Source organism: Escherichia sp. KTE114, assembly GCF_000407765.1.
Taxonomy (GTDB): domain Bacteria; phylum Pseudomonadota; class Gammaproteobacteria; order Enterobacterales; family Enterobacteriaceae; genus Escherichia; species Escherichia ruysiae.
Genome location: NZ_KE136626.1, coordinates 1,530,113 through 1,546,999, shown reverse-complemented (window position 1 = coordinate 1,546,999; position 16,887 = coordinate 1,530,113). Strand labels below are relative to the sequence as shown.

At 52.4% G+C, this 16,887-nt stretch carries 20 protein-coding genes; 9 read left to right on the top strand and 11 right to left on the bottom strand.

Annotated elements, in window-relative coordinates; all coding sequences use genetic code 11:
• Window positions 1-111: 111 nt before the first annotated feature.
• On the top strand, window positions 112-495 hold the full coding sequence (gene panM / locus WC5_RS13525) for an aspartate 1-decarboxylase autocleavage activator PanM (RefSeq protein WP_000778812.1): 384 nt from the start codon (window positions 112-114) through the stop codon (window positions 493-495).
• On the opposite strand, the gene WC5_RS13530 is transcribed toward panM, so the two are convergent.
• From WC5_RS13530 to ftsY, 7 genes are all read right to left on the bottom strand, one after another.
• Complete coding sequence (locus WC5_RS13530) at window positions 492-1,004, bottom strand: GNAT family N-acetyltransferase (protein WP_000344015.1); 513 nt, start codon at window positions 1,002-1,004, stop codon at window positions 492-494. The genes panM and WC5_RS13530 overlap by 4 nt on opposite strands.
• A gap of 6 nt (window positions 1,005-1,010) precedes the next feature.
• Entirely contained in the window at window positions 1,011-1,277 is a 267-nt protein-coding gene (gene ataR / locus WC5_RS13535) for a type II toxin-antitoxin system antitoxin AtaR (protein ID WP_001277103.1), read from the bottom strand.
• A gap of 150 nt (window positions 1,278-1,427) precedes the next feature.
• Entirely contained in the window at window positions 1,428-2,531 is a 1,104-nt protein-coding gene (gene livJ, locus WC5_RS13540) for a branched chain amino acid ABC transporter substrate-binding protein LivJ (RefSeq protein WP_010350765.1), read from the bottom strand.
• A gap of 270 nt (window positions 2,532-2,801) precedes the next feature.
• The gene (rpoH, locus tag WC5_RS13545; RefSeq protein WP_000130222.1) at window positions 2,802-3,656 is read right to left on the bottom strand and encodes an RNA polymerase sigma factor RpoH; all 855 of its coding nucleotides are present in this window, start codon (window positions 3,654-3,656) and stop codon (window positions 2,802-2,804) included.
• Window positions 3,657-3,900: 244 nt separating this feature from the next.
• On the bottom strand, window positions 3,901-4,959 hold the full coding sequence (ftsX, locus tag WC5_RS13550) for a permease-like cell division protein FtsX (RefSeq protein WP_001042009.1): 1,059 nt from the start codon (window positions 4,957-4,959) through the stop codon (window positions 3,901-3,903).
• Window positions 4,952-5,620 (bottom strand): cell division ATP-binding protein FtsE, encoded by a 669-nt coding sequence (ftsE, locus tag WC5_RS13555; RefSeq protein ID WP_000617723.1) that lies wholly within the window; start codon window positions 5,618-5,620, stop codon window positions 4,952-4,954. The genes ftsX and ftsE overlap by 8 nt, the downstream gene beginning before the upstream one ends.
• 2 nt (window positions 5,621-5,622) lie before the next feature.
• Window positions 5,623-7,161: a signal recognition particle-docking protein FtsY gene (gene ftsY / locus WC5_RS13560; protein ID WP_016231550.1), complete on the bottom strand. Its 1,539-nt coding sequence runs from the start codon at window positions 7,159-7,161 to the stop codon at window positions 5,623-5,625.
• A gap of 149 nt (window positions 7,162-7,310) precedes the next feature.
• Between ftsY and rsmD the strand changes: the two genes are divergently transcribed.
• Window positions 7,311-7,907, top strand: coding sequence for a 16S rRNA (guanine(966)-N(2))-methyltransferase (gene rsmD, locus WC5_RS13565; protein ID WP_000743184.1), 597 nt, complete (start codon window positions 7,311-7,313; stop codon window positions 7,905-7,907).
• On the top strand, window positions 7,897-8,166 hold the full coding sequence (locus WC5_RS13570; RefSeq protein WP_010353117.1) for a DUF1145 family protein: 270 nt from the start codon (window positions 7,897-7,899) through the stop codon (window positions 8,164-8,166). Before rsmD ends, WC5_RS13570 begins: the two co-directional genes overlap by 11 nt.
• Before the next feature lie 2 nt (window positions 8,167-8,168).
• Here the strand turns inward: WC5_RS13570 and WC5_RS13575 are convergent, their stop codons facing one another.
• Window positions 8,169-8,528 (bottom strand): DUF2500 domain-containing protein, encoded by a 360-nt coding sequence (locus WC5_RS13575; protein ID WP_000042889.1) that lies wholly within the window; start codon window positions 8,526-8,528, stop codon window positions 8,169-8,171.
• 141 nt (window positions 8,529-8,669) lie between these two features.
• Between WC5_RS13575 and WC5_RS13580 the strand changes: the two genes are divergently transcribed.
• Window positions 8,670-9,296 carry a lysoplasmalogenase gene (locus WC5_RS13580; protein ID WP_016231549.1) on the top strand — a complete coding sequence of 209 codons (627 nt, stop codon included), beginning with the start codon at window positions 8,670-8,672 and terminating at the stop codon, window positions 9,294-9,296.
• 73 nt (window positions 9,297-9,369) lie between these two features.
• Window positions 9,370-11,568, top strand: a complete 2,199-nt coding sequence (gene zntA, locus WC5_RS13585; RefSeq protein WP_000106515.1) for a Zn(II)/Cd(II)/Pb(II) translocating P-type ATPase ZntA — start codon at window positions 9,370-9,372, stop codon at window positions 11,566-11,568.
• 32 nt (window positions 11,569-11,600) lie between these two features.
• Here the strand turns inward: zntA and WC5_RS13590 are convergent, their stop codons facing one another.
• Both WC5_RS13590 and tusA read right to left on the bottom strand, forming a co-directional pair.
• Window positions 11,601-11,909, bottom strand: coding sequence for a hypothetical protein (locus WC5_RS13590; RefSeq protein ID WP_000385058.1), 309 nt, complete (start codon window positions 11,907-11,909; stop codon window positions 11,601-11,603).
• A gap of 169 nt (window positions 11,910-12,078) precedes the next feature.
• The gene (tusA, locus tag WC5_RS13595) at window positions 12,079-12,324 is read right to left on the bottom strand and encodes a sulfurtransferase TusA (RefSeq protein WP_000130621.1); all 246 of its coding nucleotides are present in this window, start codon (window positions 12,322-12,324) and stop codon (window positions 12,079-12,081) included.
• Between the two features lie 221 nt (window positions 12,325-12,545).
• Here tusA and WC5_RS13600 point away from each other — a divergent pair, with 221 nt between their 5' ends.
• Together WC5_RS13600 and dcrB are read left to right on the top strand one after the other, a co-directional pair.
• Window positions 12,546-13,211, top strand: a complete 666-nt coding sequence (locus WC5_RS13600) for a 7-cyano-7-deazaguanine/7-aminomethyl-7-deazaguanine transporter (RefSeq protein ID WP_000991080.1) — start codon at window positions 12,546-12,548, stop codon at window positions 13,209-13,211.
• A 72-nt stretch (window positions 13,212-13,283) separates the two neighbouring features.
• A complete protein-coding gene (dcrB, locus tag WC5_RS13605) occupies window positions 13,284-13,841 on the top strand; it encodes a phage sensitivity protein DcrB (RefSeq protein ID WP_001245301.1) in 558 nt (185 codons plus the stop codon).
• A gap of 3 nt (window positions 13,842-13,844) precedes the next feature.
• Here the strand turns inward: dcrB and WC5_RS13610 are convergent, their stop codons facing one another.
• Window positions 13,845-15,083 (bottom strand): MFS transporter, encoded by a 1,239-nt coding sequence (locus WC5_RS13610; protein ID WP_016231548.1) that lies wholly within the window; start codon window positions 15,081-15,083, stop codon window positions 13,845-13,847.
• A 98-nt stretch (window positions 15,084-15,181) separates the two neighbouring features.
• On the opposite strand from WC5_RS13610, the gene WC5_RS13615 reads away from it, so the two are divergent.
• Entirely contained in the window at window positions 15,182-16,231 is a 1,050-nt protein-coding gene (locus WC5_RS13615) for an AI-2E family transporter (protein ID WP_010350607.1), read from the top strand.
• 54 nt (window positions 16,232-16,285) lie between these two features.
• Window positions 16,286-16,873 carry a 4'-phosphopantetheinyl transferase AcpT gene (gene acpT, locus WC5_RS13620; RefSeq protein ID WP_000285799.1) on the top strand — a complete coding sequence of 196 codons (588 nt, stop codon included), beginning with the start codon at window positions 16,286-16,288 and terminating at the stop codon, window positions 16,871-16,873.
• Window positions 16,874-16,887 lie beyond the last annotated feature (14 nt).

Sequence of the window (16,887 nt, the reverse complement as noted above, 5' to 3'; positions counted from 1 at the left end):
TTATTGCTGAAAAAAAATTAATCACCTGCCAAAAGAAATAAAAAAGAGAAAGCCTCCGATTAAATTATTTCGCTACACTGGTTCCACTTTTGTGATTTGTACGGGTTCCCCATGAAGCTGACCATCATTCGATTAGAAAACTTTAGCGACCAGGATCGGATTGACCTGCAAAAGATCTGGCCGGAGTATTCTCCTTCCTCTTTACAGGTTGACGATTCCCACCGTATTTACGCCGCGCGTTTTAACGAGCGCCTGCTCGCTGCCGTGCGAGTAACCTTAAGCGGCACCGAGGGGGCGATGGATTCCCTGCGAGTGCGGGAAGTCACCCGGCGGCGCGGCGTAGGGCAATATCTGCTGGAAGAGGTGCTGCGTAACAATCCTGGCGTTTCATGCTGGTGGATGGCGGATGCAGGCGTGGAAGATCGCGGTGTGATGACAGCGTTTATGCAAGCACAGGGGTTTACGGCACAGCAGAGCGGCTGGGAGAAGCGTTAATCGCTCTGTGTAAAAAGCAGTTCTATGGATTTGGTTGGGAAAAATAACGCATTTTCGTTTTCTCCGACCAACGGGATAAAGCCCAGCGACTGATAAAACGTATGGGCTTTTTCATTCAGCGCCTCGACAAAAAGACCGTGAATACCTACCGCTAAAGAGGCTGACCAGACGACTTTCATGGCATGAGCAACTAGTGTTGCTCCCCATCCCTGCCCCTGTATTGAACGATCAATTGCCAGACGCCCAAGAGTGACGCTGGGAATATTTTTCTGTTTCGATTTCGAGGGCAATGCGGCTCGTTCAAAACAACTGCCGGATAATGTGTAATATCCCAGTATTTGACGTTCAGGGGTGTTGGTACGAAGAATGTACGCTCGCAGAATTTTATTGCGATGTTGACGAACCAGATGTGTCGTCAGAAAGAGATTTAAGGCTTCCTCGCCGCAGTCGAATCGCAGTAGATCATAATCTGCATCATCAGTCAGAATCTCTATCGTCAGCTCATCCATAAATTATTACATTCCCTGAAGACGTTTTGCCGCACGTTTTAGCTTTTCACCTGGTGACGGCGGATTACTCAGCGCATCCATCACCCGCGTCCAGGACTCCTCATTAAGGATCACTCGCCGATGCTGTTCAATCACTTCTGCAGCCCGCTGCGAGGCACTATTCAACATAAATTGGCTGACGGACTGATTAGATATCGCCGCCGCTTCCTCAATTAGACTTTTGTCATCGTCAGTTAAACGCAGATCGATACGCTGCTTTTTAACAGCAGACATGTAAACTCTCCTGCTACTTATAAATATGTACGGAATTCTACCGTACATTAAGCATATCCTGGATTGTTTAATCTTTCTACAACCATTTCGACAAACACAAAAAAACCCGATGGCGGTTCAGCTCATCGGGCATTTTCATTTATCTATCTGTTACTTCGCATCGGTCGCCGTGCCGTTGGCGTGCCAGTCAAATACGCCGAACTCAAAGCCTTTCAGGTCACCTTTCTCATCCCAGGTCAGCGGTCCCATCACCGTATCAACCGAGTTCGCTTTCAGGTATTTAGCGATCTCCGCCGGATCGTCAGACTGATTCAGCCCCGCCTGCAAAGATTGCAGCGCCGCGTAGGTGGTCCAGACGAACGCGCCGCTTGGATCCTGTTTTTTCGCTTTGATCGCATCAACAATTGGTTTGTTCGCCGGAACCTGATCATAGTTCTTCGGCTTGGTCACCAGCAGTCCTTCCGCTGACTCGCCCGCGATATTAGACAGCGAAACGTTAGCCACACCTTCCGGCCCCATAAACTGAGTTTTCAGCCCCGCCGCGCGCGCCTGACGCAGGATCTGCCCCATTTCCGGGTGATAACCGCCGTAGTAAACGAAGTCGATATTCTCTTTCTTCAGACGTGCCACCAGCGTCGAGAAATCTTTTTCTCCGGCGGTGATGCCATCAAAGAACACCACGTTAGCATTGCCTTTCTTCAGGCCGTCCTGCACCGCACGCGCCAGACCTTCGCCGTACTGTTGTTTGTCGTGGACGATAGCAATACGCTGCGGTTTCACTTTCTCAAGAATATATTTTGCCGCCGTCGGCCCCTGGTCGGAGTCCAGACCGGTGGTGCGCATAATCAAGTTATAGCCACGGGCAGTCAGCTCTGGCGCGGTTGCCGCTGGGGTGATCATTAAAATGCCTTCGTCTTCATAAATGTCAGACGCTGGCTGCGTTGATGAAGAACAGAGGTGACCAATGACATATTTAATGCCGTCGTTAACAACTTTGTTCGCCACGGCTACGGCCTGTTTCGGGTCACAGGCATCGTCATATTTTACGATTTGCAGTTTGTTGCCTTTAACGCCGCCTTTGGCGTTGATATCCGCAACCGCCTGCTCTGCGCCAGTAAACTCCTGGTCACCGTACTGAGCCACCGGGCCAGACATTGCGCCCACGACCGCGACTTTAATATCTTCTGCCAGAGCCATATTGCTGAATGCCAGCGCGATACATCCTGCCAGTAACGCTTTACCCTTTATATTCATCCTGAGAATCCCCATTCTTCTGGTTATTACGTGTGTTGTGATGTTGTTGTTCAGCACTTTATTTCGTTTTATGCATGACTACCCGTGCTTTAGCAGCATACTCTGCTAAAACATACCCCATTTTTATGATATTGGAATAGATATTTTGACAGTTTATTAACAAACTGCGCGTGGATTGGCTTTTGCCAGAAGGGAAAATTGATTATTGCAGAGGCTCAAAAAACAAAAACCCCGGACTCTCATCCAGGGTTCTCTGTTTAACAGCGGAAATTACGCTTCAATAGCAGCGCGAAGTTTTTTCATCGCATTCTTTTCAAGCTGACGCACACGTTCAGCGGAAACACCGTAACGGTCGGCCAGTTCCTGCAACGTAGATTTGTTGTCTTCGTCCAGCCAGCGCGCGCGGATGATGTCCTGGCTACGCTCGTCCAGCCCCTGCATCGCATCGGTCAGTCGGTTTGCCGCCTGCTCTTCCCAGTTATCGTCTTCAATGCCGTCGGCAAAGTTAGATGATTTATCCTGCAAATAAAGCACCGGAGCCATCGGCTGGCTGTCGGAATCGTCGTCGGAAGACATGTCAAAAGTCATGTCCTGTGCCGCCATACGCGATTCCATCTCACGGACGTCTTTGCTGGTTACGCCCAGTTCGCGAGCCACCATTTCGACTTCATCCTGGTTAAACCAGCCCAGACGCTGCTTGGTTTTACGCAGGTTAAAGAACAGCTTGCGCTGCGCTTTGGTGGTCGCAACTTTGACGATACGCCAGTTACGCAAAACGTATTCGTGGATCTCTGCTTTGATCCAGTGAACGGCGAAGGAGACCAGGCGCACACCCACTTCCGGGTTGAAACGGCGCACTGCTTTCATCAGGCCGATGTTACCTTCCTGAATCAAATCCGCCTGTGGCAGGCCATAGCCCGCATAATTACGAGCAATATGAACAACAAACCGCAGGTGAGACAGGATCAGCGTTTTAGCTGCTTCCAGATCGCCATGGTAATGCAGCTTTTCAGCCAGCACCCGCTCCTCGTCAGCCGACAACATCGGCCACGCGTTAGCTGCCCGGATGTAGGAATCCAGGTTGCCAACTGGGGCTAAAGCTAAACTTTGCATTTTGTCAGTCATTCAAATCCTCTCAATCGATATCTTCTGGCGCTTCAGTGGTAGCAACAACTGTGCCAGAGCTTAAGAGCAACGAGATTATCATTCACAGTTTTATCAGACCGTGATTTTATCCACAAGTTCAATGCTGGCTTGTGAATAAATTACGCACAAAATGTGACATAGAGATGAAATACCGGGAAGAGACAACGGGGTCTCTTTCCCTGCTACGGAACCCATTGCAGGGAAAGAGTATAACACGCTTTTATTATTCCGGCGTAAAGTGCCGTAAATGTTGTACCGTGGCAAGCCATGCTGCCACCCAGCCAATCATCGAACACACCAGCAGCAACAACAAGCATTCATCGAACGATAACCCATTGATATCAAACTTCGTTCCAAATACCTGCGCCACTTCCGCAACCGCCGATGACAATCGCAGCACCAGAATTTCTGACAAAATTAATGACAACAATGCGCCAGAAAATCCCAGCAGTGCGCCACCGTACAGGAACGGGCGCAGGATGAAACCATCCGTCGCACCAATCAGTTTCTGCACGTTAATGGAGTCACGACGGGCAAATATGCTCAGACGCACGCTGTTGCCGATAACCAGGAACACCGCCGCCACCATCAGCACGCCAATCATCGCCGAAACGCGCCCTACCAGCCCAGTCAGTGCGGTCAGACGGGCAAACCAGCTATCGTCCATTCGTACTTCATCGATGCCGTTAATTTGCGTGATGCGATCACGCAACGTATTCAGCGACTCCGTACCCTGGAAATCGAGTTTTGGGATCACCACCGCCACTGCCGGAAGCGGGTTTTCCTCCAGCATGTCTAGCGCGCCGCCAAAACCAGACCAGTTACGGAACTCGCCCAACGCGTCTTCACGAGAAAGATAGTTCACTTTCTCCACGCCCTGTTCGGCCTGTAGCTGTGCCACCACGCCCGCAGCGGCGTCATCGTCCAGCGTTTTTTGCAGATAAACGGTGATTTGCGGTGAGGGATAATACTGCGTCGCCGCCTGGTTAACGTTTTTGTACACCATATAGCAGACGCTTGGCAGCGTCAGGGAGATGGCGATGACCATCACCGTTAAAAACGTGGCGAACGGTTTACTTTTGAGATCCTGCAAAGCGCCGTGGAACGCATAACGCACCTGTTCGTTGAAAACGTTGGTTTTGCGATTTACCGGTTTTGGCGAGGATTTCGCGCGTTTCGGCGCATTACGACCACCGTCGCCAGAACCGCCGACCGATTTACGGAAGCGATCCAGACGTCCGCCAAACTGCCGGATATGATTGATTGCATCGCGCTTATTCATGGCCCACGCCTCCATGCAAGTGACCATCGCTCAGGGTGAGCATACGATAGGAACGCCGCGAAATCAGGTTGATGTCGTGCGTTGCCATCAATACCGTTACCCCAACGCGGTTAAACTCTTCAAACAGACGTAAAATTCCTTCCGACAGCGCGTCGTCAAGGTTACCGGTCGGTTCGTCCGCCAGCAGTACCGCAGGTTTGTTAACCACCGCGCGGGCAATGCCAACGCGTTGTTGTTCACCGCCAGAAAGCTGAATCGGAAAGTTCTTCGCTTTGTCCAGTAGCCCGACTTTATCCAGCGCCGCCGATACACGACGACGAATATCGTCACCGCTGGCACCGGCGATAATCAACGGGATCGCCACATTATCGTAGACAGTACGATCCATCAGTAGATGGTGATCCTGGAAAATCATGCCAATCTGGCGGCGCAGAAACGGAACTTCACGGTTTTTCAGACGCGTGATGTCATGGCCGCTAAACCAGATTTTCCCGGCGCTGGGCCGCTCAATCCCACAGATCAGCTTCAGGAGGGTACTTTTCCCTGCACCGGAATGACCGGTCAGAAACGCCATCTCACCCGGCTGCATATGGAACGTAACGCCCTGCAGCGCCTGTCTCCCACCGAGATAAGCCTTGCTGACATGTTCAAAGCGAATCATTGTTAATCCTCTCGGGCAAAAAGTGCCTCTATAAAGTCGTCCGCCTTAAACGGACGCAAATCCTCAATACGCTCGCCGACACCAATATAGCGAATAGGAATACCAAACTGGTCAGCCACCGAGAAAATTACTCCGCCTTTCGCCGTGCCGTCCAGTTTCGTTAACGTGATGCCGGTTAAGCCGACTGCTTCATGGAACAGTTTGGCCTGGCTTACCGCATTCTGCCCGGTGCTGGCATCGATAGTCAGCATAACTTCATGCGGAGCTTCAACGTCGAGTTTCTTCATCACACGGACGATTTTCTTCAGCTCTTCCATCAGGTGCGATTTGTTCTGCAAGCGTCCGGCGGTATCGGCAATCAGGACATCAACATTACGCGCCTTAGCGGCCTGAATGGCGTCGAAGATAACTGAGGCGGAGTCCGCGCCGGTATGCTGGGCAATCACCGGAATATTGTTGCGCTGCCCCCAGACCTGAAGCTGCTCAACTGCTGCCGCACGGAAAGTATCACCTGCCGCCAGCATCACCGATTTACCTTGCTGTTCAAACTGACGCGCCAGCTTACCGATAGTCGTGGTTTTACCCACGCCATTGACGCCTACCATCAGGATTACGAACGGTGTTTTGCCTTCGACGTTCAGCGGTTCATCGACCTTCGCCAGAATATCACCCATCTCTTCTTTCAGCAGACCGTAGAGCGCCTCAGCATCGCGAAGCTGTTTGCGGGTCGCGCCTTCAGTCAGATTGGTGATGATTTTGCGCGTGGTTTCCACGCCCACATCGGCGATGAGCAATTGCTCTTCCAGCTCTTCAAACAGATCATCGTCGATTTTTTTACCACGGAACAGGCTGATAAATCCGGAACCGAGGTTTTCTTTGGTTTTCAGCAGGCTGCGTTTCAGGCGCGCGAAGAAACCTTCTTTGGTTGGTTTTTCCTGCTCCTGGGCTACCTCTTCCACCGGCTGATCTTCTTCTGCCGGAGGAACGACCATCACCGCCTCTTCTGCCGCTTCAGCAGCCAGCGCCTGTGCTTCCAGCTCTTCGTCGGTGATTTCTTCTTTCGCTGCTTGTTCTTCCGCCGCTTCGACAATCTCCACGGTTTCCGCTTCGGCCTGCCACTCTTCTGGCGAAATTTCTTCGACTTTAACGTCTTCCGGCAGCGGCAGTTCTTCACGCTCGATAGCCACTGGCTCCGGCGTAACTTCAGGTTCAACTACCGACGCTGGCGTTTCTTCAACTATCGGTTCCGGTTCTGCAATAACTTCCGGCTCGACAACCGCTTCAGGTTGCGTTTTTTCACTTTCAACAACCTGTTCAGTGACTTCCACAACGTCGGCAGCAAAAGTTTCCGCCTCAGCTTCAGTATGCGCCTGCGGCTGCTCTTCAACGGGTTGTTCAGCAACTTTCTCAGGCTCTTGCGCCTGGACGGTTTCTTCTACAACCGGTTGTTCGTTTTGGGTTTCTGTCTCTTTTTCCGGGGTCTGCTCTTTTTGACCAAAGCCCAGCCAGGAAAAAAAGCCACGTTTTTTTTCTTTCGCCATCTGCGACTACACTCCTCGCTGTTGCTTCATGGCACAGCGTTAACGCTATGTACATAGCAGCTAAAAAAATGATGAAATAGTCTACCACTTAACTTAATCCACATCACCGCCTGCAAGTATGTGTTATCTGGCGGATTGAGCAATTTACCATGAAAAAACCGAATCATTCCGGCAGCGGTCAAATCCGCATTATTGGCGGGCAGTGGCGAGGCCGTAAACTCCCGGTTCCTGATAGCCCAGGTCTACGCCCTACCACCGATCGCGTGCGCGAAACGCTGTTTAACTGGCTGGCGCCGGTCATTGTTGATGCGCAATGCCTGGATTGCTTCGCAGGTAGCGGTGCGCTGGGGCTGGAAGCCTTGTCACGCTACGCTGCGGAAGCTACGCTGGTTGAGATGGATCGCGCGGTATCTCAGCAGTTAATCAAAAATCTGGCGACGCTGAAAGCGGGCAATGCGCGAGTCGTGAACACCAATGCGATGTCTTTTCTAATGCAAAAAGGAACGCCGCATAATATTGTGTTTGTTGACCCTCCGTTCCGCCGTGGCTTGCTGGAAGAAACCATTAATTTACTGGAAAACAACGGTTGGCTGGCTGATGAAGCCTGGGTATATGTTGAAAGTGAAGTAGAAAATGGCCTGCCCACCGTTCCTGCCAACTGGTCGTTATATCGCGAAAAAGTGGCTGGTCAGGTCGCTTATCGGCTGTATCAGCGTGAAACACAAGGAGAAAGTGATGCTGATTAATATTGGACGTTTGTTAATGCTCTGCGTTTGGGGATTTTTGATCCTCAATCTTTTTCAGCCCTTCCCACGCCCGCTGAATATTTTCGTTAACGTGGCGCTGATTTTTACCGTGCTGATGCATGGTATGCAGCTGGCGCTGTTGAAATCGACCTTGCCGAAAGATGGCCCGCAGATGACCACCGCCGAAAAGGTGCGTATTTTCCTTTTCGGCGTGTTTGAACTGTTGGTCTGGCAGAAGAAAATTAACCCCAAAAAGTAGCATTATTGTTCGCCAACAAAGCTGACAAAGCGCGTTCCTTTATAGCTCAACGTACCTTTATCACCCACCGTCAGGGCATGGTACTGTTGAGCGCCGAGGCGGAATGTCTGCTCCAGTCCACCGCTTTGCGGTTTGAAACTCGCCTCATAACGCATACTGGTGCCCGCCGGAGTCACTTCCTGCTGGCGCGAACGACGATCGTTAATCGGTTTTTCCCGCTTGCTACTCACCACTACCAGCTTTTGCTGGAGCGGCGCCATATCATTATCAGCTTTTTCCCGCCGTTGTTGCATAAAACGAAACGATGCGGCGACGATAATTAAGCCAATGATAACAATAAAGAAAAGAGGTGGTTTGCTCATCTTTATCCCTCATCGGAAAATGCGGAAATAAGCATACCCTGCCAGTTATGGTGTTGTCATCCGTCCATCCTCGCCACTAAACTGATTAGCAAGACCGTAGGCATTCCGCTTACGAAAAAATAACGAATTCAAGGAACTAAGATGCTTTGGTCGTTTATCGCTGTCTGTCTTTCCGCATGGCTATCTGTGGATGCATCGTACCGTGGGCCAACCTGGCAACGCTGGGTATTTAAACCGTTAACCCTTCTGCTACTGCTGTTGCTGGCCTGGCAAGCGCCAATGTTCGATGCCATTAGCTATCTGGTGCTGGCGGGGCTGTGTGCCTCACTGCTGGGCGATGCGTTAACCCTGTTACCACGCCAGCGTCTGATGTACGCCATCGGTGCGTTTTTCCTCTCACACTTGCTGTACACCATCTATTTCGCCAGCCAGATGACGCTCTCCTTTTTCTGGCCGTTGCCGCTGGTACTGCTGGTTCTGGGCGCGCTATTGCTGGCCATTATCTGGACGCGTCTCGAAGAGTTCCGTTGGCCTGTCTGTACTTTTATCGGTATGACGCTGGTGATGGTGTGGCTGGCAGGTGAACTGTGGTTCTTCCGTCCGACCGCTCCGGCACTCTCTGCGTTTGTTGGCGCTTCGTTGCTGTTTATCAGTAACTTTGTCTGGCTGGAGAGCCACTATCGCCGACGCTTCCGTGCGGATAACGCGATTGCTGCGGCCTGCTACTTTGCCGGTCACTTCCTGATCGTCCGCTCGCTGTATCTCTGATAAAACTTGACTCTGGAGTCGACTCCAGAGTGTATCCTTCGGTTAATGAGAAAAAACTTAACCGGAGGATGCCATGTCGACTCCCGACAATCACGGCAAAAAAGCCCCTCAATTTGCCGCGTTCAAACCGCTAACCACGGCACAGAACGCCAACGACTGTTGCTGCGACGGTGCATGTTCCAGCACGCCAACACTCTCTGAAAACGTCTCCGGCACCCGCTATAGCTGGAAAGTCAGCGGCATGGACTGCGCCGCCTGTGCGCGCAAGGTAGAAAATGCCGTGCGTCAGCTTGCAGGCGTGAATCAGGTACAGGTGTTGTTCGCTACCGAAAAACTGGTAGTGGATGCCGACAATGACATCCGTGCGCAAATTGAATCGGCGGTGCAAAAAGCGGGCTATTCCCTGCGCGATGAGCAGGCCGCTGAAGAACCACAAGCATCACGCCTGAAAGAAAACCTGCCGCTGATTACGCTTATTGTGATGATGGCAATCAGTTGGGGGCTGGAGCAATTTAATCATCCGTTCGGGCAACTGGCGTTTATCGCGACCACGCTGGTTGGGCTGTACCCGATTGCTCGTCAGGCATTACGGCTGATCAAGTCCGGCAGTTATTTTGCCATTGAAACGTTAATGAGCGTGGCCGCTATTGGCGCACTGTTTATTGGCGCAACGGCTGAAGCTGCGATGGTGTTATTGCTGTTTCTGATTGGCGAACGACTGGAAGGATGGGCCGCCAGCCGCGCACGTCAGGGCGTCAGCGCGTTAATGGCGCTGAAACCAGAAACCGCCACGCGCCTGCGTAACGGTGAGCGGGAAGAGGTGGCGATTAACAGCCTGCGGCCAGGCGATGTGATTGAAGTTGCGGCGGGTGGACGTTTGCCTGCTGATGGTAAACTGCTCTCGCCGTTTGCCAGTTTTGATGAAAGCGCCCTGACCGGCGAATCCATTCCTGTGGAACGCGCAACGGGCGATAAAGTCCCGGCAGGCGCCACCAGCGTTGACCGTCTGGTGACGCTGGAAGTGTTGTCAGAACCGGGTGCCAGCGCCATTGATCGTATTCTGAAACTGATTGAAGAGGCCGAAGAGCGCCGCGCACCGATTGAGCGTTTTATTGACCGTTTCAGCCGTATCTACACGCCGGCAATTATGGCCGTCGCCCTGCTGGTGACGCTGGTGCCACCGCTGCTATTTGCCGCAAGCTGGCAGGAGTGGATTTATAAAGGGCTGACGCTGCTGCTGATTGGTTGCCCGTGTGCGTTAGTTATCTCCACGCCTGCGGCGATTACCTCCGGGCTGGCAGCGGCGGCGCGTCGTGGAGCGTTAATTAAAGGCGGCGCGGCGCTGGAACAGCTAGGTCGTGTCACCCAGGTGGCGTTTGATAAAACCGGTACGCTGACCGTCGGTAAACCGCGCGTTACCGCGATTCATCCGGCAACAGGTATTAGCGAATCTGAACTGCTGGCGCTGGCGGCGGCGGTCGAGCAAGGCGCGACGCATCCACTGGCGCAAGCCATCGTTCGTGAAGCGCAGGTTGCTGCACTCGCCATACCTGCCGCAGAGTCACAGCGGGCGCTGGTCGGCTCTGGCATTGAAGCGCAGGTCAACGGAGAGCGGGTGCTGATATGCGCTGCCGGGAAACATCCTGCCGATGCATTTACTGGTTTGATTAATGAACTGGAAAGCGCCGGGCAAACGGTAGTGCTGGTAGTCCGTAACGATGAAGTGCTTGGTGTCATTGCGTTGCAGGATACCCTGCGCGCCGATGCCGCCACTGCCATCAGTGAACTGAACACCCTGGGCATCAAAGGGATGATCCTCACCGGCGATAATCCGCGTGCAGCGGCAGCCATTGCCGGTGAACTGGGGCTGGAATTTAAAGCAGGATTACTGCCGGAAGATAAAGTCAAAGCGGTGACGGAGTTGAATCAACATGCGCCGCTGGCGATGGTCGGCGACGGCATTAACGACGCACCAGCCATGAAAGCCGCCGCCATCGGGATTGCTATGGGCAGTGGCACAGACGTGGCGCTGGAAACCGCCGACGCAGCATTAACGCATAACCACCTGCGCGGTCTGGTACAAATGATTGAGCTGGCACGCGCGACTCACGCTAATATCCGCCAGAACATCACCATTGCGCTGGGGTTGAAAGGGATCTTCCTCGTCACCACGCTGTTAGGTATGACCGGCCTGTGGCTGGCGGTGCTGGCAGATACAGGTGCGACGGTGCTGGTGACGGCAAATGCGTTAAGGCTGTTGCGCAGGAAGTAACGGTGTTGCCTGATAGCCTCTGGCTATCAGGCTTAGTGCTGAGCCGGGAACGGTGGCATGGTCAGGAAAGCGTAATATAGCGCCAACATCAGAATGATGGAGATAACACTGAATGTAACAACCAGGCGGGATGCTAATGATGGTCTTTTGAACATCATCCACAGTGCATAAGCAAATCCGACACCGTTAAGTAAAGGTAAAAAAATCATTAGCCAGAGCCAACCCCAGCCAAATACCCCCAGCCATCCCACCGCAACGATAAAAACAGGGAGCAGCCAATTGGGGGTGAATATCGCGAGTAATCCCAGCAATGCCAGACAAACTGGAATTAAATAATCCATTTTTGCATTCCATTACGCTTACATGCCGTATACCAGATGCGGCGTAAACGCCTTATCCATTTTACAAACCAATTGCAAGCCGCAAAATTGAGCGCGATCGGTCCCCTCGCCCCTCAGGGGAGAGGGTTAGGGTGAGGGGAAAAGGCGGCATCGAAGCCAATCTGCCCTATCAACCGCCTTTACGAATCAAATAGCGATAAGGCAGTCCATCCGTCTCTTTGGCGACCAGTTCGTGTTCCATAAAGGTACAAAACCCAGGAATATCGCGGGTCGTTGCCGGATCATCAGCAATAATCAGCAACGTTTCGCCAGGCTGCATATTGCGCACGGTTTTGCGCACCATCATCACCGGTTCCGGGCAGCGCAGGCCAAGAGCGTCGAGAGTGTGGTCAGGGCTGGAAAAGAGATCGGTCATTTTCTTCTCACCATATAAAAAAACGGCGCTAGTTTACGCTCTGTACGTCCGTTAGCAAACAAGGTTAACGATTGCGTGAAAATTAACCATTGCATTGTCAACATAAAGCAGTATCATGCGGCGGCTCGAAAAAAGGGTAAGCACGTTACTATCTCACTATAAAATAACGTGTCGTACGTATTGGGTTCCCTCACCCCAATGGCTAATCAAAAAGGTACAATATGAACGCTTTCTCACAAACGCAACGCTATAAAGCGTTGTTCTGGTTATCGTTATTTCATCTTCTGGTGATCACCTCCAGTAACTATCTGGTACAGCTTCCAGTCTCCATTTTTGGTTTTCATACCACCTGGGGCGCGTTTAGCTTTCCGTTTATTTTTCTTGCTACCGACCTGACCGTGCGTATTTTTGGCGCGCCGCTGGCTCGTCGCATCATCTTTGCGGTAATGATCCCCGCGTTGCTGATCTCCTACGTCATCTCATCACTGTTTTATATGGGTTCATGGCAGGGATTCGGCGCTCTCGCCCACTTCAACCTGTTTGTCGCCCGTATCGCTACCGCCAGCTTTATGGCCTACGCGCTGGGGCAGATCCTCGACGTGCATGTCTTTAACCGCTTGCGTCAGAGTCGTCACTGGTGGCTGGCACCGACGGCTTCCACACTGTTTGGTAACGTCAGCGATACGCTGGCCTTCTTCTTCATTGCTTTCTGGCGCAGCCCGGATGCCTTTATGGCTGAGCACTGGATGGAAATCGCGCTGGTTGATTACTGTTTCAAAGTGTTAATCAGCATCGTTTTCTTCCTGCCAATGTATGGCGTATTACTCAATATGCTATTGAAAAGACTGGCAGATAAATCCGAAATCAACGCTTTGCAGGCCAGTTAAAGGTTCGTTATCAGAGTTGTGATAAGATGGACGAATGAGCCGTTATGGCCGTTTATCGAAAGGAAGAAGTCAATGCGCAATCTGGTTAAATATGTCGGAATTGGCCTGCTGGTTATGGGGCTTGCGGCCTGTGATGATAAAGACACTAACGCTACGGCGCAGGGTTCGGTCGCAGAAAGTAACGCTACCGTGAATCCCGTCAACCTGCTTGATGGCAAGTTAAGTTTCTCGCTGCCAGCGGATATGACCGACCAGAGCGGTAAGCTGGGAACGCAGGCCAATAACATGCACGTCTGGTCCGACGCCACCGGGCAGAAAGCAGTCATCGTCATCATGGGCGACGACCCGAAAGAAGATCTGGCTGTGCTGGCGAAACGTCTGGAAGATCAGCAACGTAGCCGCGATCCGCAACTGCAAGTGGTGACCAACAAATCTATTGAGCTGAAAGGTCACAAAATGCAGCAGTTAGACAGCATTATCTCCGCGAAAGGCCAGACGGCGTACTCTTCCGTCATTCTGGGTAACGTGGGTAATCAACTGCTGACCATGCAAATCACGCTGCCTGCTGACGATCAGCAAAAAGCGCAAACCACCGCAGAAAACATCATTAATACGCTGGTTATTCAGTAAGTTTTAAGATGATGAGACGGTCTCCGGTACTTCCACCGGAGGCCGTTTTTTTAATCGCCACGTCAGCAATAACGCGATTGCTACCAGCCCCGCCGCTGCCAGATAAATCACCGGCACTCCAGCCCAGCTCATCACCAGCCCAGCCAGTGGTCCGGTCACGCCCAGCGATAAATCCATAAACACAGTGTATGTTGCCAGCGCCGCCCCCTGATTCTGCTGCGGAACTGCTTTTACGGCCACCACGCCCAGTGCCGGAAACACCAGCGAAAACCCAGCGCCAGCCAGCAAGACGCCGATTTTCGCCATCCACGGTACGGTGGCTACGCCAACCAATAGCAGGCCGATTATCTCAACGCTAAAGCAGATCATCGCCACGTTTAAGCCGCCGATACGATTAATGCCGTTAGGGAATAACAGTCGCGTACCGACAAACGCACAGCTAAACAGCGTCAGCGCGAAAGCCGCACCGTCCCAGCCCTTAGCATCATAAAACAGTGTGATAAAGGTGGCGATGACGCCAAACCCGGCGGAAGCCAGTGCCAGCACCATACCGTACAGCCAGACGCGCCCAAGCACCGCGCGAAACGGCAGTGGCTTGCCTTTGCTGGCTTTCACCGACGGACGCGGGAGCGCCAGCAGAATCGCCACCAGCGCCACGCCCATAATGATTAATGCCAGCGTCTGCAATCCTCCCCAGTGATAAAACAGCACGCCCAACGGCGCGCCCATCGCCATCGCCCCGTAAGTGACAATGCCGTTCCACGAAATCACCCGCCCGATATGCAGTGAGCCAACCACACCAACGCCCCACAGTGTCGATCCGGTTCCAGCAAAACTTTGCCCAATGCCAAGAATCACGCGCCCCAGGCACAGTAATAACAGGCTGATGACGGGCAGACTGGCGGTTAATCCTGCGGTCAGATAGCCCAGCCCGCTCAAAAAACAGCCGCACAAACCGAAGACGACTATCTTTTTTGGCCCCAGCAAATCAGCATAACGCCCGGCACGTGGGCGACTCAGCAAGGTGGCGAAATATTGCAGGCTGATAACCAGCCCCGCCCAGAAGGCACTATATCCCATCACATCATGGACATAGCCCGGCAATACGGCGAGCGGCAACCCGATGGTGAGGTAGCTGGCGAAGTTAAACATGACAATGGAGACAATGCGCAGATTAAGGCGCAATCCATTTAGCGCGGGTTCGGGCATGGGGATCACCACATTTTTACAACAGTGTTTCATTTTTACCACGGGCTGGCGTGGAAATCAGCAGTAAGAATCAGAATATTGCTGGCGTGACTCCCGCTACACTTAATACAAAAAGTCACAAGGAAGCCCCAATGGAAACCCTTCAACCGGATAAAACAGGAATGCATATTCTGCTCAAGTTGGCCTCGCTGGTGGTGATCCTCGCCGGCATTCACGCAGCGGCAGATATCATTGTGCAACTATTACTGGCGCTCTTTTTCGCTATCGTCCTCAATCCGCTGGTCACATGGTTTATTCGTCGGGGAGTACAACGCCCCATAGCCATTACCATTGTGGTGGTGGTGATGCTGATAGCACTTACTGCGCTGGTCGGCGTACTGGCGGCATCGTTTAACGAATTTATCTCTATGCTGCCGAAATTTAATAAGGAACTGACCCGTAAGCTCTTTAAATTACAAGAGATGTTACCGTTTCTTAATCTGCATATGTCGCCGGAACGAATGCTCCAGCGGATGGATTCGGAAAAAGTTGTCGCCTTCACCACTGCGCTGATGACCGGGCTTTCCGGCGCAATGGCGAGCGTGCTTTTGCTGGTGATGACCGTAGTTTTTATGCTGTTTGAAGTACGCCACGTGCCTTACAAAATGCGTTTTGCGCTAAATAACCCACAGATTCACATCGCCGGACTACACCGCGCCTTAAAAGGTGTTTCGCACTATCTTGCATTGAAGACGCTGCTCAGTTTATGGACAGGCGTCATCGTCTGGCTGGGGCTGGCGCTAATGGGCGTACAGTTTGCGCTGATGTGGGCGGTACTGGCATTTTTGCTCAACTACGTTCCCAATATTGGCGCGGTGATCTCCGCCGTGCCGCCAATGATTCAGGTGTTGCTGTTTAATGGCGTTTACGAATGTATTCTGGTTGGCGCACTGTTTTTAGTTGTCCATATGGTCATCGGCAATATTTTAGAGCCACGGATGATGGGGCATCGACTGGGGATGTCCACCATGGTGGTGTTTCTGTCGTTGTTGGTTTGGGGATGGTTACTCGGTCCGGTTGGTATGCTGCTTTCGGTGCCATTAACCAGCGTCTGTAAAATCTGGATGGAAACCACCAAAGGCGGCAGCAAACTAGCGATTTTACTGGGACCGGGACGACCGAAAAGTCGGTTACCGGGATGAGGCGACAAGTGATACGATACGCACTTTCCTTTTCCATTAAACGTTGGCCCTGATATGTATCGGATAGTTCTGGGGAAAGTTTCGACCTTAAGCACAGCTCCACTGCCACCGGCTTTACGCGAGCAAGCACCGCAAGGTCCACGACGCGAACGCTGGCTGGCGGGGCGTGCATTGCTTTCGCACACGCTTTCCCCGCTACCGGAGATCATCTATGGCGAACAAGGCAAACCGGCATTCGCGCCGGAAACGCCGCTATGGTTCAACTTAAGCCATAGCGGTGACGATATCGCCCTGCTGTTGAGCGATGAAGGCGAAGTCGGCTGCGATATCGAAGTGATTCGCCCGCGCGCCAACTGGCGCTGGCTGGCGAACGCCGTGTTCAGCCTCGGGGAACACGCTGAGATGGACGCCGTGCATCCCGATCAGCAACTAGAAATGTTCTGGCGCATCTGGACGCGCAAAGAAGCCATCGTTAAACAACGTGGCGGCAGCGCCTGGCAAATCGTCAGCGTAGACAGCACCTATCACTCCTCGCTGTCTGTCAGCCATTGTCAGCTTGAAAATTTAAGTCTGGCAATCTGCACTCCTACCCCCTTTACGCTCACCACCGACGCTGTGCAATGGATCGATTCGCTTAACTGATCCGCCCATCCGAC